Here is a 25,131-nt window from a genome sequence, read left to right as displayed (position 1 = left end):
ATTTCTACTTTTTTCAGACGGCCTTAGCTTCAGTTCACAGCTGCCAACGGCGTTTTCTCAATCTCTTCTACCCAGAAATCTGTACCCATACCTCGTTCGGCAAAGGAACCAATCAGGGAGAACACTTGGTCGGAGAAGCCGCCGATGTTCAAGATATCCTGACGGTTTCGTGCTTGAGCCTTGGTATAGGGTTGGATATCCAGACAAACGAGTTTGGCTTCTGGACAACGTTGTTTCAGAATATTCCACTCTTTCATCAGGCTGGTTGTTGCGCCCCATTGTTGGCTGTCATCTGCCCAACTTTCGTTGTCTGATACGATGACAACCAAATCCACGTCGGCTCTTTCACGGTTCAACATGACAAGCGGTGCGCTGCAAGCTGTTCCGCCACCGCCGACATTGGCGAGTTTTTCGGCGTTGGTCATGATGCTGTCGCGTGGGTTGAGCTTCACGTTTACCGTGATTTGTTCAAACGGTATCACGCGGGCTTGCGGATTAGTACGCAACATGGCGGCGGACACGATCGCGGCAATGTCGATGCAGCGGGTTTTGGTGGACACACTGCCGCGATAGCCGGTAACCGGGCTGTGCATGGAGCCGGATACATCCGGACAAACCACGACTTTGCCTTGGATTGCCGGTACGTTTTGTACGGCAGTTTCCATCGCATCTTGCAGGGCTTCGCGGATTTCAAACGGCATCTGTTCGGATGTCGCCTGATAGGCAGTCAGCAACTGATAAGGCAACACGCGGGCGCGGGCAATGGCGGTTTCGTCACGCAGTTTTTCTGCCACCATTTTGATGTTTTTGCTTTTGGCAAACACTTCGTGGCGCAGGAAGGTGTTCAGGTTTTGACGAACCTGCTGCCATGAGCCGTTGCGGGCGATTTGCGCCCAGTCGCCGCTGTTCAAGTCTAAAGCAGTGAGCATTTGGAAAGGAACGTTGGGCAATGCACCTTCTCGGCTTTGTTTGTAGTCTTCAAAAGCGCGGGTAATGGGCGGCAATGCTTCGCGGTCGTACGGTTTGCCGATCAGCCATGCAAACCATGCGGCACGCCATGCTTCACGCGGTTTGGGATGCACCATTTTGACCACGTCGGCTAGCGACGGCGAATTGCCGACGGCGGCGTTTAACAGTTGTTTTTCGGTGGCGGTCAAAAGCCAAGTCTGCATCAGTTTTTTCGGACGGTTGCCGAAGGATTTTCTGCCGACTGCGCCGCTGCGGATAATTTGTGCGAAGTTACGCAACATTTTACCGTTGTCCACCACTTGGTCGAATACGCGGGCGAGCATGTTCACGTCTTTTTGCGCCAACACGGCAAGCAACAGCGCAGGCATATCTTTCATAAAACCTTTTTGACGGGCATATACGGCAGTTTTGGCGATAAACTCGACATCCAGGCTTTCTGCCAATTTCAGCACTTGGTCAAGCTGGCTTTGGGCATCGGCATAGAAGGTATTGTTCAGACAACCGGTAGCAGCAAGCTGTGCCAGCTGTTGTTTGGGCGTCAGCGTATAGGCGATGCCGCCGGCTTCATTATGGGTATCGGTTTTAGTAAAACAGTTTTTAATAGATTGAAACAAGTTAGTATTAGCCATTTTCATTTTCTTTCATATTGTTGGTTTGAGGCCGTCTGAACTTGTTTTAGCTTTGTTTTCCAGACGGCCTTGAATGGGTGGCAGTGTGGCGGCTAAAGATGAAGAGAAGCGTTTTTAACTGAAAGCTAATGTATTCTCTTCCAGGCATCCGCCTACTGCCTTAGGGCGACTAGATTTACTAGGATCATTCAGGTTTTTAGCAAAAAAAGGAATGTAATCCTAATGGCATTCGCCCATAAGGGGTGGCACATTGGGCAACAAAGAGTGGAGAAATTTTTACGCGCTCTATCCACTGAGCTACTCTGCCATAGTTGGCGGCAGAGACGGGATTCGAACCCGCGAACCTCGCGCTTAGCAGGCTGTAATTCCTCCGGCATTTGCCGTCTGTACCGAAAACGTTTTTTATATCAGCTCGTCCAAATATTTCAGACGGCCTTTCATGGGTGGCAGAGTAGCGGCTAAAAGTGAAGAGAAACGGTTTTAACGTGATAAGTTAATGTACTCTCTTCAGGCATCCGCCTGCTGCCGTAAAAATAATATGGCACGCAACAAGTTTTTCAGGGAAACATGCCTTCGCTCTACCAACTGAGCTACTCTGCTATTTGGAACAACAGAGACAGGACTCGAACCTGCGACACAAGGGTATCCATGTTGTAGTTTCCCTAGGCATTTGCCTGCCATATTGGAAAAGGGTGGGCGACTAAATAAACAAGACGTTCAACGTCTATCAGACGAGACAGGATTCGAACCTGTTAATCCAAATGTAGTCTTGTTGGCATTCGCCCTGTAACCACACAGCAACTAAATTTACGGAAAATTTTTCTCCGGTAACTGTATTTCCCGAAGCATCTGCTGTATCGTTACATTCACAACATAGCCAACAACGTGCCAAGAATAAAATTTTTATAAAAATATTTTTTAATTGATTGAATATAAAGAAAATATATTTTAAAGTAGCTTTTATTAGCAAGAAGCGTAAAATGCTAAAAAATATATTTATAGATAGTTATATAGAAAATAAAATACACAAGGATATATGATGAGATTCGATGATTTGGACAAACGCTTGCGACAATACGAAACCGCTTATGATTTTTGCGTACCACAGGAAAATTTTATTGTTGTACGCTTAGACGGGCGCGGGTTTACGCGGCTGACCAAGGAAATTTGGCAGTTTGAAGCGCCGTTTGACATCCGTTTCCGCGATTTGATGGCACACACTGTCCAACATTTGATGAAATGTGGCTTCAATGTGGCGTACGGCTATTCGGAAAGCGATGAGATTTCGCTGCTGTTGCGCCGCGATGATGATACGTTCAAACGTAAAACACGCAAAATCATTTCGGTATTGGCAGGCGAAGCCAGTGCCGCCTTTTCGGTGGCACACGGGCAGCCCGCCGCTTTTGATGCCAGAGTTTGCGTTTTGCCGAATGAGAAACTGGTGGTCGATTACTTCCGCTGGCGGCATGAAGATGCGCACCGTAACGCGCTCAACGCCCATTGTTATTGGATGCTGCGCAAAAAAGGCGAAAGCGTATCCCGAGCCACAGAAGCGGTCAGTGGTCTCACGCGCGCGCAAAAGCACGATTTGCTGTTTGAACACAATATCAATTTCAACGAATTGCCCGCATGGCAGAAACGCGGCTTCAGCGTGTATTTTCAGACGACCTTGAAAGAGGGTTTCAACCCGCAAACCGGCGAAACCGCGCAGGCGGAGCGCCAAATCTTACATACGGATTTCGAACTGCCTTTGGGCGATGATTACGGCGCGTTTGTTTTGGAAAGAATAGGTTAGAGGTCGTCTGAAAATGAATACTGCACCTAAAAAACAAGTCGCCGTCAGCTTTCTCGGTACGGTGTTGGACAGCGGTTTCGGTCAAGGGCGTTGGTTGAAATGGCGGCCGAATGTCGCCATGAATCAGCGTCAGGATTTTCATCTTGACCGCATGGAGCTGTTTTATGCGGAGAAATACCGCGATTTGGCGGATCATGTTAAAGCCGATATTTTGCAGATATCACCGCACACAGTCGTCAATCTCGTACCTATGGAACTGGCAAACCCGTGGGATTTCTCCGAGGTTTATACCAAACTGCACGATTGGGCGGCGAGCTACCCATTTGATACAGAAGAAGAAACCTATCTCACCCATATCACTACGGGTACACACGTCGCCCAAATCTGCCTGTTCCTATTGGTGGAATCGCGTCAAATCCCTGGCGTTCTGTTACAAACCGCTCCTCCCAAAAATCAAAGACGCAGTATGGAGGACGGCAATGTCGGCAGTTATGAAATCATCGATTTAGACTTGGCTCGTTACGACGTACTGGCAGAACGCCTTGCCGCCGTACGCGATGATGCAGTGCGCTACCTGAAAAGCGGTATTTCCACCCAAAACGCCGCCTTCAACCGCATGATTGCCGAAATCGAACAGGTTGCACTCAACTCCCCTTCCCCCATTCTGCTTTCCGGCCCCACAGGCGCAGGCAAATCCATGCTGGCACGCAGGATTTTTGAATTAAAAAAAGCGCGCCATCTGATTAAAGGCACATTTGTCGATGTAAACTGCGCCACCCTTCGCGGCGACGGCGCAGCATCTGCCCTGTTCGGCCACAAAAAAGGCGCCTTTACCGGCGCTGCAGAAAAACGTGAAGGCTATCTGAAAACTGCCGATGGCGGCGTATTGTTTTTAGATGAAATCGGAGAGTTGGGCTTGGACGAACAAGCCATGTTGCTCAAAGCCATTGAAGAAAAACACTTTTATCCCGTCGGCAGCGACAGCGAAGTCAAAAGCAACTTTCAACTCATCGCCGGAACCAACCGCGACCTGCGGCACGAAATTCGCGCCGGACGCTTCCGCGAAGACCTGTTCGCCCGCATCAACATCTGGAATTACCCGCTGCCCGCACTCGCCAACCGTCGCGAAGACATCGAGCCCAACGTCGAACACCAGCTTGCCCTAGCCTCACAAGAACTCGGCCGAACCACCCGCTTCAACAAAGAAGCCCTGGCCGCCTACCTCAACTTCGCCCACTCCAACCAAGCACCGTGGCGCGGCAATTTCCGCGACCTTGCCGCCAGCATCATGCGCCTGGCCACACTCGCGCCACAAGGTAGGATACAGGTAGAACAAGTCCAAGCTGAAATCGAACGCCTCAAATGGTTATGGTCGGAAGAACCCTTTTCAGACGGCCTCCTACATAAAAGGCCGTCTGAAAAAGTACAAGACTATCCCGATAAAATCGATTGGGACACATTGGATTTATTCGACAAGCTACAACTGCAACACGTCATCGACGAATGCCGCAAACATCCCAACATGGCCGCCGCCGGCCGTGCATTGTTCAACGTATCCCGAACAGAAAGGGCAAAAGTCAATGACAGCGACCGATTGAGGAAATATTTACAGCGATTCAGATTAGAATGGGGAGATATTTAAGTAGAGTGAACAAGGAGGTTTTGCAAAGTCCTCCTTATGCTGATTCCAAGAAGTAGCTCATTTTAATAGTACTTTTATTATTATTTATAAAAAATAAAAGGCATCAATCTGATGCCTTTTATTTTCGTTAATATGAAAAATTAACGTTCATACCAACGTTTGGTCGATTCACCAATCACTTCTTCAACTTACTTCAAAAATGCCGCGTGATAGGCAATATGCTCGCCAATAAAACCGGCGATGAAGTAATAGCTGTGATCATAGCCTTTGTGGAAGCGCACATCGGCCGGCTGGTTTGCCGCACGACAGGTTTCGATAAAATCTTGGGTACGCAATTGTGTCGGCAAAAACTCATCTTCCAAGCCCTGATCAATGCGCATACCTTGCACCTTACAGCCTTGTCGGATGAGCGAGTCGGCATCATATTGCTGCCATTTTTCACGATCATTCCCTAAATAGGCAGTAAAGGCTTTTTCTCCCCAAGGCACAAGGCTTGGCGACAAAATGGGCGAAAAGGCAGAAACACTTTGATAACGTTCTCGGTTTCGCAGTGCCAATACCAATGCGCCGTGTCCGCCCATTGAATGCCCCATAATGGAACGTTTGCCGTTGGTAGGGAAATTTGCTTCAATCAGATCAGGCAATTCATTCAAAATATAATCATACATTTGATAATTCGTCGCCCAAGGTTGTTCGGTCGCATTCAGATAAAAGCCCGCACCCTGCCCTAAATCGTAAGCCGCATCGTTCGGCACTTGCTCTCCGCGAGGGCTGGTATCGGGGGCAACCACAATCACCTGATGTTCTGCCGCGTAACGTTGAAAGCCTGATTTGGTAATGAAATTTTGTTCCGTACAAGTCAAGCCGGAAAGCCAATAAATCACGCCAAGCGGTCGATTCTCCGGATTATCCGGCAAATAGACGGCAAATTTCATTTCGCACTGCAGCGTTTGGGCATAATGCGCCCAAACTTGTTGCGAACCACCAAAAATTTGATGTTGTTCAATCAGTTTCATCGCGTACCTTAGTAATGAATAACCGTGCGGATCGATTTACCTTCATGCATTAACTCAAAGGCTTCATTGATTTGATCGAGCGTCATTGTATGGGTTACAAACGGTTCTAACCGGATGTCGCCTTTCATTGAATCTTCCACCATTTTCGGCAGCTCGGAGCGGCCTTTCACGCCGCCAAATGCCGTACCTTTCCAAACACGGCCGGTTACCAACTGGAACGGACGAGTGGAAATTTCTTGTCCTGCACCCGCTACGCCGATGATAATGGATTGCCCCCAACCACGGTGCGCACTTTCTAATGCCTGACGCATTACGTTTACGTTGCCGATACATTCAAAGGTGTGGTCAATGCCCCATTTGTTGATATCTAACAACACATCTTTGATCGGTTTATCGTAATCGTTCGGGTTTAAACAATCCGTTGCACCAAACTGTTTTGCCAACTCGAATTTTGAAGGATTGGTATCAATGGCGATAATACGACCGGCTTTGGCTTGACGCGCACCTTGCACCACCGCCAAACCAATCGCACCCAAGCCAAACACGGCAACAGAGTCGCCTTCTTGTACTTTTGCCGTGTTATGCACCGCACCAATACCTGTGGTAACGCCGCAGCCGAGTAAACATACTTGTTCGTGGTTGGCTTCCGGGTTGATTTTCGCCAGTGAAACTTCGGCAACAACTGAGTATTCACTGAAAGTCGAACAGCCCATATAGTGATAGATCGGCTGACCTTGATAAGAAAAGCGCGTCGTGCCGTCCGGCATTAAACCTTTACCTTGCATATCACGCACTGAGACGCATAAGTTGGTTTTACCCGAGAGGCAAAACTCAGAACCTGTATTCACAAGCAACTATTTGATAAATTTTAATATTTGTGAAATATACCCTAGTTTGACAAAATTTTCAGCAGATAAATTCGTCTGCTCAAAATCTTTTGCCAAACGTCGAGACCAACCCAACCATGCAAACGTTCGTTCTACAATCCAACGTTTGGGCAGAATATGCCAAGAAATATCTTGAATTTTCTTTGAAATCTCAACAGTTAAACCCAATTGCTCCGATACTTCGCGCTCAAATGTATTCCGATAACCTGCGTCTGCACAGAAACCTTTTAAACCCGGATAGGTCTCAAACGCTTTTTTTGCTACAAAAATACCTGCTTTTGTGTCATGGATATTGGCTGCATGAACCACAACAGACAATAGGTTACCCAACGTATCAACAGCTATATGTCGCTTACGGCCTTTGATTTTTTTACCTCCGTCAAAACCTTTATCATGTGCGCCGGAAGCTGTTTTGACACTTTGCGAATCAATAATGGCATAAGTCGGCATCGCTTGTTTTTGATGGATTAAACGTTTTTTTGAACCAATGCCAAAAGAATCCTATCCCATAAGCCTGATTGGTTGGCTCTGCGATAGAAACTCCATACGGTTGGATAAGGTGGAAAATCATTGGGCAGCATACGCCATTGGCAACCTGTTTTGGTAATGTACAAAACGGCATTCACTAATTCACGTTTATCCCATTTGTAGTGGCGTAGCCGGTTAAAATGCGGCTCAATCGCTTGCCATTGGGCATCTGTTAAGTCTGTTGGGTAGGATTTTCTAGTCATAAAGATATTTTATCATTTTTGTGAATATAGGTTCTCAACACACCAGCCGCCTGAAGGCGGCTGGGCAACGCGGTATGACGCGATTTAATAGGCAATAGTTTCAACACACCAGCCGCCTGAAGGCGGCTGGGACATACCCACCCAAACCGTAGATTTAGACTTTGTTTCAACACACCAGCCGCCTGAAGGCGGCTGGATCCTTGCCCAATGCTTCCACCTTTTCATAGGCTGTTTCAACACACCAGCCGCCTGAAGGCGGCTGGAACGGCGCGGATATGACCCTAAAACAGGCGTCTGGTTTCAACACACCAGCCGCCTGAAGGCGGCTGGACCAAGAGAATCAGAAACAAGATTTTTGTAAGCAGTTTCAACACACCAGCCGCCTGAAGGCGGCTGGACCCAAGAGACCCACCCCCCTATTGTTTTAAAAATAGTTTCAACACACCAGCCGCCTGAAGGCGGCTGGAGCCTCTCTTAAAAGCCTTACTACATCAGGTTTCGAAAACCTAATCTCGCTAAGCTCCCAAGAAAAGCGCGAGCGTGAGTATAACACAGCCTTTTCCGTTACACCCGCATTCGCAATATCCTAATTGTTAAAGAACAATCCCAATTTGCCAACCCTGCCGCATTTTCATGAGAACTGTAGGTTGGCGATTCACACAATCAACGTATCTTTAAACACATCCACTGCCAGTTTTGCGCCGTGGTGTTCCACTTTGCGCCGCCATTTGCTGCCCAGATGGTAAAAGCGCAGGCTGTCGGTTTCGGGGTTGTAGGTTTTCAAAAGTTTGTCCTTTAAAACAACCCACTGGTCGGGCGCAATGTCACATTCGAACACCGAATATTGCACGCGCACGCCGTAGTCCAGACACAATTTCGCCACGCGTCGCAGCCTTGCCTGTCCTTCCGCGTCTTCCAGCGAAATATCGTAAGTAATCAGCATCAGCATTTTGTATTCCCATGTGCAGGCTGCTTTAGAGGTCGTCTGAAAGCATCCAACCCGTTTTCAGACGACCTGCAAACCTATTTCATCAAAAACGGCGGATATTCCGCCAAATCCCCACGCAAGTGGCGCGCCAACAGCATCGCCTGAATATACGGCAGCAGCCCGATTTCCACTTCCTCGCCCAAAAACGGATGAACAATTTTCTCCTGCTTTTTCGCCTGCAAAGCTTGGAACAACAGCTTACGTGCATCGGCTTTCAGGCTTACCGCGCCGCTTGCTTCCGTAACAAAATCCTGCTGTTTGATTTGTCCACGGTTAATCAGCGACAACACCAGCCTGTCCGCCCACCATGCGCGGAATTCTTCCAAAATATCCTGTGCTAGACTATCGCGCCCGGGTCGGTCGGCGTGCAGAAAGCCTACCTGCGGATCCAGCCCCACGCCTTGCAGCGCGCCGCTGATGTCCTTGCCCAAAATGCTGTACACAAACGACAACAGCGCATTCACCCCGTCTCTGGGCGGACGGCGGTTGCGCCCGTCAAAAGTAAAGCCGCTCTTTTCGCTCAAAAGTCGCCCGAACACGCCGAAATAACGCGCCGCCGCATCGCCCTCAATACCGCGTACTACGTCCAGCTCCGCCGCTCCCTTCAACTGCCGCAGCGAAATATTCAAAGAATCGACCGCACTTTGAATCGCCGCATTCTCGCCGTAATTGCGAATCTGCCGCTGAAGCACCCGTTTACTCGCCTGAATCTTTGCCGCAATGATATTACGCGCAATTGGCACGGGATTTTGCTCCGACACCCGATACTGCGCTCGACGCAACAGCACATTGCCGCTCTGCCGCCCCTGAAGCCGCCCCAAATAACGTCCGTTTTCGGTAAAAAACGCCAAATTTACATTATTTTCGCCGCAAAACCCCAGCAAAAACGGCGACACCAGCACATTCCCAAAACAGAAAATATGCCCGATAGAATGCACCGGCAATTGTGCCACCTTCTTGCGCTCCTGCTCCACCACCAGCGTCTCCCGCTCCTTATGCAGGTAGCTGCCTTGGGTGGTGATGTAGAGCGTATTTTGCAGTTTGCGCATGAGTAGATTCCTTGGATTTTGACCGTACTTTTGGGGGCGATAGTTGGGCTGCCTGAAAATTATCGGTAGGTTGGGGTAGATAGAGCTCCGTAACCCAACGAAATAGCTTGGCTTCCCAAATATTGTTTTTCAGACGACCTCAGTTTGGATTTTTCGGTATTTTTATTCTTTAATTACATAAGGTTTATTTATAACCTCTGCTAATTCATCTCCTTTGATATATGGTTTAATCCAAATTAACTTAGTTTCTGTCAAACCCGAACCATAACGTTGATTTCTCCAATGCCCTCTAACCATAAATCTACGTAAAATTTTTCGGTCTAATCTTGAATAATCAACAGATTCAGAATTTTCATTATCATGCTGATTTTTTAAAATTATTTGTTGCTCACTTAATCCAACCTCAAAATAATCAAGACTAGATATTGCTTTTGTCTCTTGATTTAATCTCTCTTTTTTAAGAAATGATTTTGCATTTGCTATCTTTTTTTCTATTTTTCTAATTTGACTTTCTTTTTTAGGGAAATCAGCCTTACTTGAAATTACATATAAAATAGCATTCAATATAATCCGATAAAAAAGTAATCCATCTGTATAAAAAAGATCATCTTCTAATTTACTGATATTTCCATCATTGTAAAATGAGCCATATCCAAAATTATTGGGGGTAAGATTCTCCCAATCTGTTCTTAAGCTTTGCTCTAAGTTCCAATCATTACCAAGAAACAATTCCCTTTTCTGCATTAGAAAAATTGTATCTGGATATTTACTATGGTATGAGTTAAAAATAATTCTTCTGCCATCCAATTCATCACAATCATCAAATAAGGTAACAAAAACACTTATAGGGCAAGAATAATCAACAGTTAAGTCAGGATTATCCTTAAGAGCTTTTGTATAGAATGCATCTATAATTTCTCTTTCCGTGAATACTAATTGGCAACTAAAAAAAGGTAGCTGTATCTCTTTAGCTGGCACATTAATTTCTGTATATAAGAGCTTTTGACTGATAGCATCAGAAAAGAAAAATGTTTTTCTACCAGCTAATAGAAAATTAACTATGAAATGATATTCATAATTAATAGTACTACCTAGAGCAAATAGATGATTTTTAAAGAACTCTGGTAAATCATCTATATTATTTTTAATAAAATTTAGAGAAACCCCAATATTATCTGCGGCAACTTGTAGAGTATCATTGATTACTTTTTCCAAATATGAATTTAATCTATTTTCATACTCATCAATACTTAATATAGGGGACTTCCTATCTATATTTAATAATTCTTTGACATCTTTCTTTGCTTCAATTAATAACTCTGGCCTAAGATATTGGATACAATCAAAATGTGTTTTAGGCATTTCCATGAAAAAATTTCCTTATTTAAATTTAGATAGATTCACAACATAACATATTATACGTTCATCAATTTTCTCAATCCCCAAACAACCTCATCACATACCCCACACTCCTATCCCGTTTCCCCAACAACTCCGGCTGGCAAATCTCCACCAGTGAACAGGCTTTGCAACGTTTGCCGTAGTCGGGCGGCGGGGTTTGACCGTTGTTTAGAAGTTTACGCACGGCGGTGATGGTGGCGAGTGTTTGGGTGCGCAGGCCGTCTGAAAACACGACGGGGACGCGGTGTCGGGTTTGCATATACCACAGCGCGCCCTCAGAGACGGTTTGCCCCGTCATTTCTTCCAAGCACAAACCTTGGGAGCAAAGCTGGATTTCGTCCATCGGATCAGGTTTAGGCTTGCCGCGTTTGTATTCTACGGGTTTCAGACGGTCTGTTTTCGTATCCACTTCCACCAAATCCAACACGCCGCTGATGCCCAATTTCTCTGCCGACACATGCACCGTCCGCTCAAAACGCACACCCTTGCGCGTTTCAGGCTCGCCCGAATCCACCCGCTCATGCAGTGCCCTGCCCTGCGCGGTCAAATAGTTCTCCGCCCACGCCTGCTCGTTATGAATCAATGCGCATTGGCGCGGGCAGAAAGCATAGTGTTGCAGGGCGGAAAGGGGAATAATTTTCATAGTGTATGTTTATCGATTTTTAATTTCTGATAATAATTTTTCCCCGTCAACAATTCGCGCCAAGGTTTGAGCAAAGGGGAAAGAACGGCTTAAAATCTTTTTGACTTCACTAGCTTTAATAGCTTTTAGTAAACAGGTAAAACCCTCCAAGTGCTGATAATAGGTTTTGTCCTCCCGCCCATAATGTGGTGCTTTTTCTAGCCTACCTGATGCCTGTCCAAATGCCACGATTCCTTGCCCTGACTCATATAGAAATACCCAATCACCTTTTTTGAATTTGGCAATTTTTTCTTTATAACCATCTTCAAATGCCGCAGCTACCTGTTTTTCTAACATAAATTTATGATCGTCGATATCATTGACTTTATTTGTGTTCAACAAAAAATATTGAGTTGACTCCTCTCCATCCAGCTCAAGCTCTTCATTTGCCTGCGCCTCAAAGCGTTGTTTCCACGGAACGATAATTTGCTCTGTAATCAGACGATGCAATAGTTCCTGACGTGAAAGATCAAAACTTTCAGCAATTTCCTGCAAAATCAAATCTTCTTTTACAGAAAGGCGAATACTGAACGTTGTTTTTTCCTGATTTTTTTCAACAAACTCGTTTTCTAGGTTTTGAATAAAATTTTTCACTGAATGCTCCTTTTATATTAACGAAGCTATTATACCAATAAATAACACAAATTTAAGCAAAAAAATAATACAATATATGTTCAATATTAAAGAATGGAGTTTATGAAATTTATTTGTATTAGTTTCGTAGGACGGACTTTAGCCCATCAATCCTTTATATTTGTTGAAACGGTGGGCTGAAGCCCACCCTACTGACTTCTGCAATACAAGCGGTCATCTTTTTAAGTGTTTTTAAAGCAGTTCTTCCACACTCACGCCATTGAGGCCGTCTGAAACCACGCTGATTTTGTAATCGCCAAAACCGCTTGCCGGCGTACCTGATTCGCCGTTTATGCGTTCGACTTTCACGGCGTCAAATAATTTATGTGCAGGCTGGCTGCCGAGCGCACTGTCGTGTTTGAAAACGATCAGTTTGCGTGCCGCCATTTCGCCACGGGCGGCGGAGCGGTCGTGCTCAAACATCAGCGTCAGGGCTTGCCAGAGTTTGGCTAAGTCGTCGTCTGAAAAACCAGTTTTGGCGGCAAGGTTGGCGGAGATAAAACCGTGCACGCGGTAGAGCGCATAAGGGACAATGTATTTACGCCCCATGGTGCGTTCTTTTTCCAAGTCTTTTTCGTTGGTGACTGCCATGCGGGTGATAGAAACTTCCAGCGGCACAATCGGGTCGATGGATTGGGCGAACGCCAGTTGCACCGGGCCGCGCACTTGTCCGCTGTTGACTTCGGTGGTCATCACGGCGCCGAAGGTGCGGATATCAAAGAAGTTTTTGCACATCCAAGCGGTAATATCGCGGGCTTTGGCTTCGTCTTTGGGCAGTTTTTTTCTTTAGTATTTGGTTCAATCCCTAAAGCCTCATAAGCGCGTTTGTTTTGCAGGTTTAACACGCTTTTTTCTTTCACGTAGATTTCGTAACCGGCTTCGTTTTCGCTGCTGATTTCGACAAAATTACGGATTTTGCGTTTCAGGCAGACATCGGTTACCAAGCCTTTGCTGGATTCGGGATCGAGGCGCGGCATATTACCCGCATCGGGATCGCCGTTTGGGTTGCCGTTTGTTACATCAAAAAAGTAAACAAATTCATAACGGTTTTGAATGGCAGACATTTTCTGGCTCCTTAGTTTTCAATGGTTTCAGCGGTTTCTTTTTTAGCAAAATAGCTTTGTTTTTGGTGGTAATAGCCGATGGCGAAGCGGCCTTGCTCGTCAATGCTCAAATGGCGTGGAAAGGTTTCGTGCAGTTTGGCAATGATTTCGCCCAAATCTTTATCCAAATTTACCGCCATACCGGCTTTGTCTTTACGCAAGCGCGACAAATGGTGTTTTGCACCCGACAAAAGGCGCGGAAAAACGGAAAACGGTACGGCGGAGACAGAGCCGTAATAGCGGTCGGCGATGCCGGCATTTAATTCGCCCAACGCCTGATATTGAATGCGCTCCAACACGGCAAACAGCCGCCCTAAAAGATAGGCGCGATTCGGGCTTTCATTGTTCAAACTCATAGGAACTCCTTCTTTGATAAAACCTTTTCTAAAACGCCGCTGTAATACGGCTTTCATCATTGCCACGCGCAAGCCGTTCACGTCGCCGTCGGCGCGGATTCGGGTAATCAGTTGCGACAGCAAACTCAAGGGGTACGGCGTGCCGCAAATCACGGCGCGGGTCATTTCACCAGCCAATACGGGCGGGATGTTTTCGCTTTTGCCCAGCACGGCAGTTTGCAACAAGAGTCGCCAAATCGACGGCGGCGTTTTCCACGCGCAAGGCTCAAGGGCTAAATCTTGCCAATGCTGCGCCAAATTTTCCGCCAACTGCCCAAAAGTGGTGTCCAGCCAAAACCGAACAGAAATCCGTGCGGCATTGGGGGCAAGCCCTAAAATATAAAAACGGGTATTGGGAGAGAGTTCGGGCGCAATATCTTGTAACGGTCTTCCGTTGGCGATTTGTTCCAATACGTTGAAAACTTTGGTGCTTTCTTGTTCGCCATCCGGCGGCGTGAATATGTGCGCGAAGAAGCCTTCGGCAGCCTGCGCCGTAGCGTTATCGTCCGCTTCCGCCCCAAAGACTGTGCTGGCGTCGCCGATGGTCAGGCAGTGATTATTTTCGCGGCGCAACAGATAGTTCAGCGCGGTGGTGTAGGCAAACGCGGATTGTTCGGAAACAGGCGCATTTGCGCCTTGCTCCTTGCCAAAAGAGACAAAGGCTTCTTTGTTAAACGAAATAATCGAACCGCCGGAGCTTTGCCCGCCAAACACACCTTTAATCGCAGGATGCAGCCGCGCAATCGGGGCGGTGTCGCCGCTAATCAGGCACAAGCCCTCAAGCGCCTCGTCGCTTTTCAGACAGCCTGCCCATAAGATTTGCGCGGCTTCGCGTTTATGGATAAGTGCGGTCGGTTTTTCAAGAGAAAATGCAATATTGGCATCCAGCATTTCGGCAGGCAGATTTGCGGCGGCAAAATGTGCAGGCTGCCAGTTTTGCAGAAAACGGCACAAGGCTTGGAGGCCTTCATCGGCGCTGTTTTGCAATAAATCGAGATGATATTGCTTGAAGGCGTCAAAGGTTTTTTCAGACGGCGTAAACGGTTTTTCTTTTGCTTCAGCCTTGTTTTTATTGGCTTCCACGCCAAGCGCGTAGGCGGTTTTATCCCACAAAAAATTCGGCTTGATGCCCGACGTGCGTTTTTCAGGGCGCGGCACACTCATCAGCTTTGGCTGCGGCTTTTTATCGGCAGTCAGATTCGGCACAACGGTTTTCAGACGGCCTTCTTTATCCAACACCAAAATCCAGCCGATTTTTTCCTCGCTAAAGCCATAAGGCGGCACTTTTGGATTGCCCATTTCATCGGTTTCTGCTGCCAAACGGCGGTAATAGCGGTCAAGGGATGCAAGAATCATGCTTTCACCTCCTCGGCGTAAAACGGCGGCACATCAATCACGCCGTCTTTCATTTGTGCACGGAAAAAATGCGGCGTGTTGCCGTGGTCAAAATCAATATCGTGAAGCATCCAGCCCAAATCGCGGCTTGCCTCGCTTGCCGATAATGCCGATGGCGGCAGCGGCTCGCCTTCGTCAATCAACGCAAAATCAGCAGGAAATTCACGCACGCCCAAACAAGGCTGCTGAAAGCATTGCCCCTTTTTCGCACGGCGTTTGAACATCTCGATATGCTTGGTAACGGTCTCATCCGCCCCCGCTTTTGCCGTCAGCACCGCATGAGCTTCAATTACATACGCCACGTCTTTAAGCACCGTCGCCGCGCGCTGCTGGCGGTCGTCTTCAATCAGCGTATATAAATCGGCAACGCTCTTGCGCTTCATCGCGCCGCTGACCTTACCCGCCGAAATCTTGCCGCCCAACTCATTGCGCCGTACCGACTCAAATCGAATCGGTTTCAGCACATAAATCCGGTCTATCACCCACCGAATCGCCGGCTTCCAATGCACCGCCGCCAAAATCCCGCGCGCCGCCGACGGCGTGATGACATCATAAGACACCCGCTCCACCTTCATCTCCGGACGGGTAAAACAGGCGTAATCGCCCCAAATATGTAGGCGGATTTGGTTCATTTGGTTCTCCTTTTTGTACACACGCCCCTTCATACAGAAGGGGCAGATTAGCTGACTAATCTTCTTTTACTTTATGTTCATGGTTAATGTGAACGTATTCATAGCAATTAGAATTCCTTCTCTTTCATACTGGAGAGGTTCACTAATAACGCTAATAGTTGAATTATGCTTTTTAGCCACGATACTTGCTACATATAAACCAATCCCTAACCCATCATGATGTAATTTTGATGCATGTTTTCCTCTAAAATTTTTATCGAATATCTTATTTTTTTCACTATCATCAATATGAGGCCCTTCAGAAATAACTTTAATAATTAATTTATCACCTGGAATTTCCTGAAATTTAATTATTATTTTTGCATTGCCAAAAGTATATTTTAGAGCATTATGCAACAAGCTCAGAGGAATTGTAGTAAATGATTGATATGTAGGTATTTTAACGTATAACTCTCCTTCCAATTTAAAAGATTTGTTATTTGCTTTTCCTTCTGAGTTAAATAATATAGCCTGAAATTTATCAAATAATTGATAAATTTGAGTATCACGTTTCGGTCCGTAATCTACATTCCTTGGATTAATAAATATTTCATATGCTTGTAATGCATCATTTAACAATGTAGAACATTTGTATATTGATTTTAGATCTGAAGAAGAATTTCTAAATTTCTCAGCAATTGAATCTCCCTCACTTTTTCTTAAAAGGTTCTCAGCATTAATAGACATCTGTCTAGCCCATTTGCTAGCATCATGAAATGAATTGAGAACTTCTGTCCTAGTGCTAGTTTCAAAAGCTTCACATGATGAAATTAAAGGTTTCAATTGATCATTTATAATTTTCTCAAATTGATTATATTTCATCTTACTAGAAGATTTATATGCATAATGACCCTGTTTTAGTTTAGACAAATCACCTAAATGACCAAATGTGCTAATCTCAAGATCATGTAGTTTAACATGATAAGATGATATTTTATCGTCGCAAACAAACTCTCCTGTCGTATTTTGTTTAACACAAGATTTTTCCATACATTTTAAACAGACAGGATTTCTTAAAACTTCACCATTAATAATTTTTCTATTAACAGCCAAGGGAACTTGTTTTAACTGCAAATTATTTTTTAAATACAACCTTACTATTTCAATCATGATTTATTTGCTCACCAAGAGATTTAATGCCATCCATAAATTCTCTCTTTTGTTTTTCTTGAAAAACACTCTCTAATTTTTTAGATAAAAAATTATAATCACCCTTATTATCCAAATATAAAATAGATTCATTCATAATAGTATCTCTTAGGGGTATATTTTGGACAAGCCCTATAGTATGATCTAATTTTTTAGCAAGCTCTAGTACATTAAATTTCAATTTCATAGCTTGCTCAAGAACCTCTTCCATTTCTATCCCCTCAATAGGCGTTTTAATTTTCACATCAGCCATTTCATAAAAATCAGCAACGCTTAAATCAAATCTTTTAGACGAAGCTGCAATTATCGCTTGACCTAAAGGTTTTTCCTTTCTGAGCCTTTTTAATAGTTCAAATCCTCCTTTATGCTTATCCTCTTTAACAATCCCCGTAATATCTAAAATAATTAAATCAAAATCTAAAATTTCATCTATATTTGAGAGTGATATTTCTCCTCTATGGTTAATTTTATATTTGCAATTTCTAAGATATTCAATTGGATAATTTTGTGGCTCATCATCAAGTATTAATATATTTAGTTCTTTAGTGCTAATATACGACTTATTTTCTAAACCTTGTCTCTGAATAAACTCAAATATAGTGTGATATTGCATGGATAGTTTAGCTTTTCTAAATTTTTTTAATATCCATTTGTTTGGCTTCTTCAGTAAAAGTAAAATTATTCCATATGTTGGAATGCCTATAGTAATTATATTAGCTAGCCATCCCAACGAATTGAACCACTTGAACCAATCAATAATATCTTTTATTATTTCCATTTTAATCCTCTTAGGTATATTAAGTTTTTCATAAAGGTAAGCTCCTTCAAATCTTATAAAGGGGTAACATTATAATACCAAACTCTCCCCCTTCAAAAATTCCATATCCTCCCAACTCAACCCCGCCACTTCATCATACAAATCCAATCCAATCAGAGTATAAAACTGTTTGCCGAAGTTTTTCTCGTTAATCGGTTCGATACGCCCTGCTTTATACAAAGCGGCGAGGGCTTTTTCGGGGATTTGGACGGTGTAGGGTTGCAGTTTGCGTAAGAGTCCACCAATGTGGTCGGCGTGGTGCAGGCTGCTAATGAGGTTTTCAGCCTCAACATCTAACGGAATAATCAGCGGCTGCAAATGGCTTTCGATCATGCGAAACTTATCGGCAATGGTTTGGAATGGGAAATCGAGGCTTTGTCCAGCGTTGCGGTGCATTTGCAGGATTTGTTTGTTATCCAGTTCTTTGCCTTTTAAGTCGTAAAGGTCTTTGAAATAGGCGGCGACGGCTTGGGTGGATAAAAGGCCGTCTGAAAAGCTGTCGGCGGTCAGGCGCATAACGGCAGCTTGGGCGGCGAGTTCAGGCGGGGCTTTCCATTTATCTTCAGGCGAGAATATCCAGACAAAGCTGTTTTCAGACGGCCTTTTGCCTTCGCGGTTGCAGCGTCCTGCAGCTTGGGCAACGCTGTCCAGCCCTGCTTCGGCGCGCATCACCAGCGGAAAATCCACATCAACGCCGGCTTCAATTAAGGAGGTGGCAATAACGCGGCAGGGTTCGCCCTTTTTCAGACGACCTCGAATCTCATCGAGCTTTTGGCTGCGGTGTTTGGCACACATTAAGGTGGTCAGGTGGAACGTGCCGTCAAGGTGTTTGGCTTGGTCGTAAAGGCTACGGGCGTGGCGTCGGTTGTTGACGATAACAAGCATTTGCGGGTGTTTACCAAATTTGGCGAGCAGGTCGGCATCGGTTTGTGTGCCGATGTGTTGCACGGTGGTGCGACGCAGTTTGTCGAAAAGTGCGGTCGATTTTGGGGCGATTTCGCGCATGTTTTCAAATCCGCGATAGAAACCGTTTTCGGCTTGCACGGCCGGTTGGGTGGCGGTGCACATGACGACAGAGCAATGATAGTTTTGCGCCAATTCTTTGATGACTTGCATGATAGGCAGCAACAGATTAAGCGGCAGCATTTGCGCTTCGTCGAGAATGATGACGGAGCCTGCGATGTTGTGCAACTTGCGGCAGCGAGAGGAGCGGTCGGCAAAGAGGGATTCAAAGAATTGCACGGCGGTGGTAACGACAATCGGCGCGTCCCAGTTTTCCGAGGCAAGGCGCAATTTGTCTTTGGTGGCCTCATTTTGCAGTTTGCCGTCGTCGAAAGTGCTGTGGTGTTCCAACACGGCTTGTTCGCCTAATTCGCCAAAGGCTTTGCGAAATTCGGCGGCATTTTGTTCGATGATGCTGGTGAAGGGGATGACGTAAATCACGCGCCGCATACCGTGCAGTTTGGCGTGTTCCAGCGCAAATGCCATGGAAGTGAAAGTTTTGCCGCCGCCCGTCGGCACAGTGAGCGTGAACAATCCTTGCGGTTGTGCCGCTTGTTCTACGGCATGCTCCAGAATTTCGCTGCGTAGGCGGTTTAAGGCAGCATTGCGTTTTTCGGCTTCGGTTTGCGCTAAAGCTTGGGAGACACGTCGTCTGAAAGCGTTGATGAATTGATTGAAATTGTGTTGTAAGGCGTTTAGATCGGGATAGCCGCCGCGCTCGACGGCTTTGTTTTCTAGATTTAGATAAAAGGCTTCGGTGTCGAGATAATCGGCATCCACCAAGCAGGAATAGAGCATTCGGGTGAAAAAGGCGTAGGAGAAATAAGGATGATGAGCGTCGGCTTTGAGTGGTGGGGCGGACAGGTTTTGAGGGAGCTTGATTTCTTGTTGCCACAGGTTATCAAGAGCGGGGATATCTGTGCCGAATTGCAACGCTAAACGCTGCTTTAAGGTGCGGCGGTTATCACCTTCACCGCTCCCGTTGGCTAGCCCTGCATGATGTCCCGCGATGCAAAATGCCATCAGCTTGCCGATAACACCTCCCCAACTCTCAACGGCAATTTTTGCTCCGGCAGTAGCATGATCGACTGATGGGGCACCATGCAATCGATGGTTAAAGGCTCCTGAAATTTCCCCAAATCATGCAGCTGTCTCGTCTGGCAGGCAATTTCCTGCGCACCAAATACCTGAGCAAACTCCGCCGCCATTTCCCCAACATTTACCGAATGGCTTTTCAAGGTTTGCCAATGTTCGTAAGGTAAGAGGTTGCCGAGTTCATCTTCGGCGGAATGGGCGTAGTAAATTAGGGATCTCATATTGAAATTCTAAAAAAATTCAAACTGATATCATGCAATGATAATATGATATTAAATTTAATATGTAAATAGAAAAAATGCCGTCTGAAACTTTTTCAGACGGCATTGTCATTGATTAATCTTTATAACTTGCTGCTAATATCCTCCACTGCTTTCACTAAAGCTTCGGAAAGAGAAGGATCAAAAGAAGAGTGGCCTGCTTGGACGATTCTCAATTCTGCTTCAGGGAAGGCTTGCGAGAGTTCCCACGCGCTTTGCATCGGGGTGCATAGGTCGTAGCGGCCTTGGACGATGATGGTTGGGATATGGCGGATTTTGTCGATATTTGCCAAAATGGCTTTATCGCCCTGCAACCAGCCTTCGTTCACGAAGTAATGGTTTTCCATTCTTGCGATGGCAAGGGAGGCTTGAGGGTCTTCATCTACGTCTTTAGGTTCAAACTGAATAAGGTAGCTTTCCCAGTCTGCCCATGATTTGGCCGCTTTGAGGCGCGTGGCTTCATCTTCGCTGAACAGCATTTCATGGTAGGCTTTAATTAGGGCTTGGCGTTTGTTTTCGGCCACGGGGGCAATAAATTTTTGCCATTGAGCCGGATAAATTTGGCTGACGCCGCCTGCTTCGTTCAACCATGCCATTTCAGACGGCCTGCATAGGAAAATACCGCGCAAAACTAAGCCGCTGACGCGTTCGGGATGAGTTTCGGCATAAGTCAGCGACAAGGTACTGCCCCATGAGCCGCCGAAGACTAACCATTTTTGAATACCGAGCATTTCGCGTACTTTTTCAATATCGGCAACCAAATCCCATGTGGTATTGTCTTCGATACAGGCATAGGGTTTGGAACGTCCGCAACCGCGCTGATCGATAATGACGATGCGGAAATGCTCTGGATTGAAAAAGCCGCGACAGGCAGGTGATGCGCCTGCTCCGGGGCCACCATGCAGGAAAATCACGGGGTGGCCATCAGGATTACCTGATTCTTCCCAGTAGATTTCGTGAATGTCGGATACGCGCAAAAGGCCGCTATTTCTTGGTTCTTGAATCGGATGCATGAGCTTTCTCCTTTGTCTGATGAATATGTTGATTGTAACACTTTACCTTCTGATTTTTCAGACGGCCTACATAGGTTTATCGCTACAAATGGCGTAAAATAGCACTTTTTTGACAGGATTATTTATGTCTGACAACAAACAAACACATGCTGCACCCGAAGGGCAACTTTTATTGCGTACGGTAGCCATGCCGCGCGATACCAATCCTAATCAGGATATCTTCGGCGGCTGGATTATGTCGCAAATGGATCTGGGCGGCGGTATTTTGGCGGCAGAAATCGCACAGGGACGAATTGTAACCGTAGCCGTTCAAGAAATGAATTTCATCAGACCGGTAAAGGTCGGCAACGTCGTGTGCTGCTACGGTCATTGCGTCCGCGTAGGCAATACTTCTTTGCAACTGAAAATCGAAGTGTGGGTGAAGACTTTGATGAACGATATGGTAACGGAAGACCGCCAACTGGTCACCGAAGCCGTGTTTACTTACGTCGCCATCGATTCACAAGGCAATCCGCGCCCTATTCCTCGCGAAGGCAATGCAAAGCTGGCACATTTGTAAGTTTAAAAATCAAAACAAGGCCGTCTGAAACCTCAACGTTCAGACGGCCTTTTTTAATACAGAAGCAAAATGTAATAATATTTCTTTTGAGTCAAAGCAAGGCGAAGTATCTGTTTTTTAGGTTTAATTCAGGCTGATTGATAAAACAAAGACCGTACACCGGCTTCCTATAACACTACCCTACCGCGACAGTTTGCGCCACATTTAAAACGGCGTTTCCTCCTCAACCTACTTTAAGGAGCATCATGGCTTCGCGCGATTTATACCCACAGGAAATTTTACAGGTTGTTCTCGACAAAAGCTGCGCCAAAGCATAATTCAGCATTCCCACTCTGGCAATCTTGAGCGTTTTGGCCGGCGGATACATCGGTTTCGGTTATCTTGCTTATTTGAAAGTAGTCAGCGGCATTCCGCACGAATGGAGCAGTTTTGCCACTTTACTCGGCGCAGCCGTGTTCCCTATCGCCTTGATTTGTATCCTACTTGGCGGCGGCGAACTGGTAACCAGCAACATGATGATTATGTCTTTAGGCAGATTGGCCGGACGGATTTCCTCCAAAATGCTGCTGCGCAACTGGGTTATCGTCTGCATGGGCAATTTGGTGGGTACGCTGGCGATGGCGTTTTCCCTCGGATACTATGTCGGCATGATTGAAGGCAGCGTAGCAGAAAAAACCATTGTCGTCGCGGAAGCAAAAGTCCATATGGATTTCGGTCGCGCTTTTGTATCGGCGGTCGCATGTAACTGGATGGTCTGCATGGGCGCGTGGCTGCACTTTACTGCTAAAAACACAACCGGATGAATGCTGGCCATTTGGTTCCCCGTCATGATTTTCGTATTAAACGGCTTCCAACACCTTGTCGCCAATATGTTCGTTATCCCAGCGGGTATTTTGGCAGGCGCGAACATCACATGGGGACAATTTTTCTTCAATATGATTCCCGTATTCCCGGGCAATGTCGTCGGTGGTGCATCCTTTGTCGGCGCATCTTATCTTTATACTTATAAAGACACGCTGAAAGATAGTGCCGAATAGTTCTGCTTTATAAACAACAAAACCTGCTTTGAGAAAGCAGGTTTTGTTTCAGACGGCATTGGTATCAAGTTTTAAAATCCATTCGGACACATTATTCAGATAAATCATCCAAACGAAAAAAGAGCCGTTTTTAAAACGGCTCTTTCCAATTTTTTGGTCGGAGTGAAAGGATTCGAACCTTCGACCCCTTGCACCCCATGCAAGTGCGCTACCAGACTGCGCCACACTCCGACTCGATAAGCTGTGAATTCTAGTTTCAAACGCTGATTTTGACAAGTGCTTTTTAGAAAGGGAACTTTACTCGTTTGAAAACATTTGAATTATTTGTAAGCAAAAAAGGCCGTCTGAAATCGTTCAGACGGCCTTTGATTATTCGGTCAAATATCAAGCTTCAACCGGAATAATACCGATTTTGGCCTGCCATTGTTTTGGTGCAATGGCGTGAACCGATTCGCCGTTGCTATCCACCGCAACGGTCACAGGCATATCTTTGACTTCAAATTCGTAAATGGCTTCCATACCCAACTCAGGGAACGCCAAGACTTTAGATGCTTTAATGGCTTTGGCAACCAGATATGCCGCGCCGCCGACAGCCATCAGGTAAACAGCTTTATTATCTGCAATGGCTTGGCAAGTTGCGGCGCCGCGTTCGGATTTACCGATCATACCCAGGAGGCCGGTTTGTTCCAGCATTTGGCGGGTAAATTTATCCATACGGGTGGAAGTAGTCGGACCGGCCGGACCAACAACTTCGTCACGGACTGGATCAACCGGGCCGACGTAGTAAATCAGTTTGTTGGTGAAATCTACCGGCAATTCTTCGCCTTTGTTGAGCATGTCAACCAAACGTTTGTGCGCGGCATCGCGGCCGGTCAGGATTTTACCGTTCAGCAACAATACGTCGCCGGTCTTCCATGTGGCCACTTCTTCTTTGGTCAGATTGTTGACATCGACACGTTTGCCGTTGTCAGGGCTGTAAGTCAGATCCGGCCAGTCTTCCAAAGATGGGGTTTCCAGTTTGGCCGGGCCTGAGCCGTCCAATTCAAATTCGATGTGGCGGGTTGCCGCGCAGTTTGGAATCATGGCAATCGGTTTGGAAGCCGCGTGGGTTGGGTAGTCAAGGATTTTGACATCCAGCACGGTGCTCAAACCGCCCAAACCTTGTGCGCCGATGCCCAAGGCATTTACTTTTTTGTAGAGTTCCAAGCGCAGGGCTTCGGTTGTAGACAATTCTGCACCGGAATCGGCTTTTTCTTTGAGCTCCTGAATATCGATATGGCTCATCAGGCTTTCTTTGGCCATCAACACTGCTTTTTCAGGCGTACCGCCGATACCGATACCCAAGATGCCCGGAGGACACCAGCCCGCACCCATTTGAGGAACGGTTTTCAATACCCAATCAACGATATTGTCTGAAGGGTTGAGCATAGCAACTTTGGTTTTGTTTTCAGAACCGCCGCCTTTGGCTGCGCAAGTGACTTCGACTTTGTCGCCTTTTACGATTTCCATGTGTACAACGGCAGGGGTATTGTCTTTGGTATTTTGACGTTTGCCAGCCGGGTCGGCCAATACAGAGGCGCGCAGTTTGTTGTCAGGATAGGTGTATGCACGGCGTACGCCTTCGTTAACCATTTCCTGTACGCTCATCTCGGCATCCCACTGTACATCCATGCCCACTTTCAAGAATACGGTCGCAATACCGGTATCCTGACAAATCGGACGATGGCCTTCAGCACACATACGGCTATTGACCAAAATCTGCGCCATCGCATCTTTGGCGGCAGGGTTTTCTTCTTTTTGATAAGCCTTATACAAAGCCTGAATGTAGTCTTTAGGATGGTAGTAGCTGATAAATTGGAAAGCATCAAAAATACTTTGAATAAAGTCTTCTTGCTTGATGACGGTCATGATTGTGTTCCTTTTCGGAGTCATGGTAGGGAGGATTTGTTTATTTCTTAAGAGACCGATTTTTTTCAGACGGCCTTCAATAGTGTAATAGTGCTTTCAAATGAATGACCCAGACAATATCATTTTCATACCCTATTGATTTAAATGAAATTTAATATCGTATTAAATCACTTGGTTATTGATAATCTATATCTACTAACCATTCACTTACATAGAAATAAAATTACATTATTTTTAAATGATAATCTTATTGCAAGGTCGTCTGAACATATTTGCCTTAAATATCTGAGAAAGAAATTTAGTAG

The 25,131-nt window shown here is 45.9% G+C and carries 18 protein-coding genes, 1 tRNA gene, 4 pseudogenes and 1 CRISPR repeat array; of the genes and pseudogenes, 4 read left to right on the top strand and 19 right to left on the bottom strand.

What is annotated here, in order from left to right; all coding sequences use genetic code 11:
* Nucleotides 1–29: 29 nt before the first annotated feature.
* Nucleotides 30–1,604, bottom strand: coding sequence for a vWA domain-containing protein (locus FAH67_RS02830; protein ID WP_003678650.1), 1,575 nt, complete (start codon nt 1,602–1,604; stop codon nt 30–32).
* A gap of 1,033 nt (nt 1,605–2,637) precedes the next feature.
* Here FAH67_RS02830 and FAH67_RS02820 point away from each other — a divergent pair.
* Both FAH67_RS02820 and rtcR read left to right on the top strand, forming a co-directional pair.
* Complete coding sequence (locus tag FAH67_RS02820; protein ID WP_039863447.1) at nt 2,638–3,393, top strand: tRNA(His) guanylyltransferase Thg1 family protein; 756 nt, start codon at nt 2,638–2,640, stop codon at nt 3,391–3,393.
* 13 nt (nt 3,394–3,406) lie between these two features.
* Complete coding sequence (rtcR, locus tag FAH67_RS02815) at nt 3,407–5,035, top strand: RNA repair transcriptional activator RtcR (protein WP_003678653.1); 1,629 nt, start codon at nt 3,407–3,409, stop codon at nt 5,033–5,035.
* A gap of 188 nt (nt 5,036–5,223) precedes the next feature.
* Here rtcR and fghA read toward each other — a convergent pair whose 3' ends face one another.
* The 16 genes and pseudogenes from fghA to pip form a co-directional block, all read right to left on the bottom strand.
* A complete protein-coding gene (gene fghA / locus FAH67_RS02810) occupies nt 5,224–6,051 on the bottom strand; it encodes an S-formylglutathione hydrolase (protein ID WP_003678655.1) in 828 nt (275 codons plus the stop codon).
* 8 nt (nt 6,052–6,059) lie between these two features.
* Nucleotides 6,060–6,884, bottom strand: a pseudogene (locus FAH67_RS02805) (S-(hydroxymethyl)glutathione dehydrogenase/class III alcohol dehydrogenase); the annotation flags it as partial.
* Between the two features lie 21 nt (nt 6,885–6,905).
* On the bottom strand, nt 6,906–7,388 hold the full coding sequence (locus tag FAH67_RS11750) for an IS5 family transposase (protein WP_112890727.1): 483 nt from the start codon (nt 7,386–7,388) through the stop codon (nt 6,906–6,908).
* A 17-nt stretch (nt 7,389–7,405) separates the two neighbouring features.
* The gene (locus FAH67_RS11745) at nt 7,406–7,669 is read right to left on the bottom strand and encodes a transposase (RefSeq protein WP_081462562.1); all 264 of its coding nucleotides are present in this window, start codon (nt 7,667–7,669) and stop codon (nt 7,406–7,408) included.
* A gap of 31 nt (nt 7,670–7,700) precedes the next feature.
* Nucleotides 7,701–8,135: a CRISPR direct-repeat array (repeat unit 33 nt; unit sequence GTTTCAACACACCAGCCGCCTGAAGGCGGCTGG).
* A 189-nt stretch (nt 8,136–8,324) separates the two neighbouring features.
* On the bottom strand, nt 8,325–8,618 hold the full coding sequence (gene cas2 / locus FAH67_RS02790) for a CRISPR-associated endonuclease Cas2 (protein ID WP_003680660.1): 294 nt from the start codon (nt 8,616–8,618) through the stop codon (nt 8,325–8,327).
* Between the two features lie 74 nt (nt 8,619–8,692).
* Nucleotides 8,693–9,706 carry a type I-C CRISPR-associated endonuclease Cas1c gene (cas1c, locus tag FAH67_RS02785; protein WP_003680661.1) on the bottom strand — a complete coding sequence of 338 codons (1,014 nt, stop codon included), beginning with the start codon at nt 9,704–9,706 and terminating at the stop codon, nt 8,693–8,695.
* 162 nt (nt 9,707–9,868) lie between these two features.
* Complete coding sequence (locus tag FAH67_RS02780; RefSeq protein WP_003680662.1) at nt 9,869–11,074, bottom strand: AcrVA2 family anti-CRISPR protein; 1,206 nt, start codon at nt 11,072–11,074, stop codon at nt 9,869–9,871.
* 67 nt (nt 11,075–11,141) lie between these two features.
* A complete protein-coding gene (gene cas4 / locus FAH67_RS02775) occupies nt 11,142–11,750 on the bottom strand; it encodes a CRISPR-associated protein Cas4 (RefSeq protein WP_003680663.1) in 609 nt (202 codons plus the stop codon).
* Nucleotides 11,751–11,759: 9 nt separating this feature from the next.
* Nucleotides 11,760–12,383 (bottom strand): hypothetical protein, encoded by a 624-nt coding sequence (locus FAH67_RS02770; RefSeq protein WP_003680665.1) that lies wholly within the window; start codon nt 12,381–12,383, stop codon nt 11,760–11,762.
* 231 nt (nt 12,384–12,614) lie between these two features.
* Nucleotides 12,615–13,486: pseudogene (gene cas7c, locus FAH67_RS02765) on the bottom strand (type I-C CRISPR-associated protein Cas7/Csd2).
* Between the two features lie 11 nt (nt 13,487–13,497).
* Entirely contained in the window at nt 13,498–15,276 is a 1,779-nt protein-coding gene (gene cas8c / locus FAH67_RS02760) for a type I-C CRISPR-associated protein Cas8c/Csd1 (protein WP_003680670.1), read from the bottom strand.
* Nucleotides 15,273–15,947 (bottom strand): type I-C CRISPR-associated protein Cas5c, encoded by a 675-nt coding sequence (gene cas5c / locus FAH67_RS02755; RefSeq protein WP_039863969.1) that lies wholly within the window; start codon nt 15,945–15,947, stop codon nt 15,273–15,275. The genes cas8c and cas5c overlap by 4 nt, the downstream gene beginning before the upstream one ends.
* Nucleotides 15,948–16,013: 66 nt before the next feature.
* Complete coding sequence (locus FAH67_RS02750; protein WP_003680672.1) at nt 16,014–17,096, bottom strand: sensor histidine kinase; 1,083 nt, start codon at nt 17,094–17,096, stop codon at nt 16,014–16,016.
* Entirely contained in the window at nt 17,089–17,913 is an 825-nt protein-coding gene (locus FAH67_RS02745) for a response regulator (RefSeq protein WP_003680673.1), read from the bottom strand. Before FAH67_RS02745 ends, FAH67_RS02750 begins: the two co-directional genes overlap by 8 nt.
* 69 nt (nt 17,914–17,982) lie before the next feature.
* A pseudogene (gene cas3, locus FAH67_RS02740) lies at nt 17,983–20,270 on the bottom strand (CRISPR-associated helicase Cas3').
* Between the two features lie 122 nt (nt 20,271–20,392).
* The gene (gene pip / locus FAH67_RS02735; RefSeq protein ID WP_115287632.1) at nt 20,393–21,322 is read right to left on the bottom strand and encodes a prolyl aminopeptidase; all 930 of its coding nucleotides are present in this window, start codon (nt 21,320–21,322) and stop codon (nt 20,393–20,395) included.
* Between the two features lie 124 nt (nt 21,323–21,446).
* Between pip and yciA the strand changes: the two genes are divergently transcribed.
* Both yciA and FAH67_RS02725 read left to right on the top strand, forming a co-directional pair.
* Nucleotides 21,447–21,881: an acyl-CoA thioester hydrolase YciA gene (gene yciA, locus FAH67_RS02730; protein WP_003680677.1), complete on the top strand. Its 435-nt coding sequence runs from the start codon at nt 21,447–21,449 to the stop codon at nt 21,879–21,881.
* A gap of 245 nt (nt 21,882–22,126) precedes the next feature.
* Nucleotides 22,127–22,918 (top strand): annotated as a pseudogene (locus FAH67_RS02725) (formate/nitrite transporter family protein).
* Nucleotides 22,919–23,072: 154 nt separating this feature from the next.
* Here the strand turns inward: FAH67_RS02725 and FAH67_RS02720 are convergent.
* Both FAH67_RS02720 and FAH67_RS02715 read right to left on the bottom strand, forming a co-directional pair.
* Nucleotides 23,073–23,149, bottom strand: a tRNA-Pro gene (locus FAH67_RS02720).
* Nucleotides 23,150–23,302: 153 nt separating this feature from the next.
* Nucleotides 23,303–24,826, bottom strand: a complete 1,524-nt coding sequence (locus tag FAH67_RS02715) for a fumarate hydratase (RefSeq protein WP_039863971.1) — start codon at nt 24,824–24,826, stop codon at nt 23,303–23,305.
* Between the last annotated feature and the right edge of the window lie 305 nt (nt 24,827–25,131).

The sequence above is a fragment of the Neisseria flavescens genome (assembly GCF_005221285.1).
GTDB classification, from domain to species: Bacteria; Pseudomonadota; Gammaproteobacteria; order Burkholderiales; family Neisseriaceae; genus Neisseria; species Neisseria flavescens.
The sequence above is the reverse complement of the archived record's forward strand: the minus strand, read 5'-3'. Positions and strand labels throughout refer to the sequence as shown.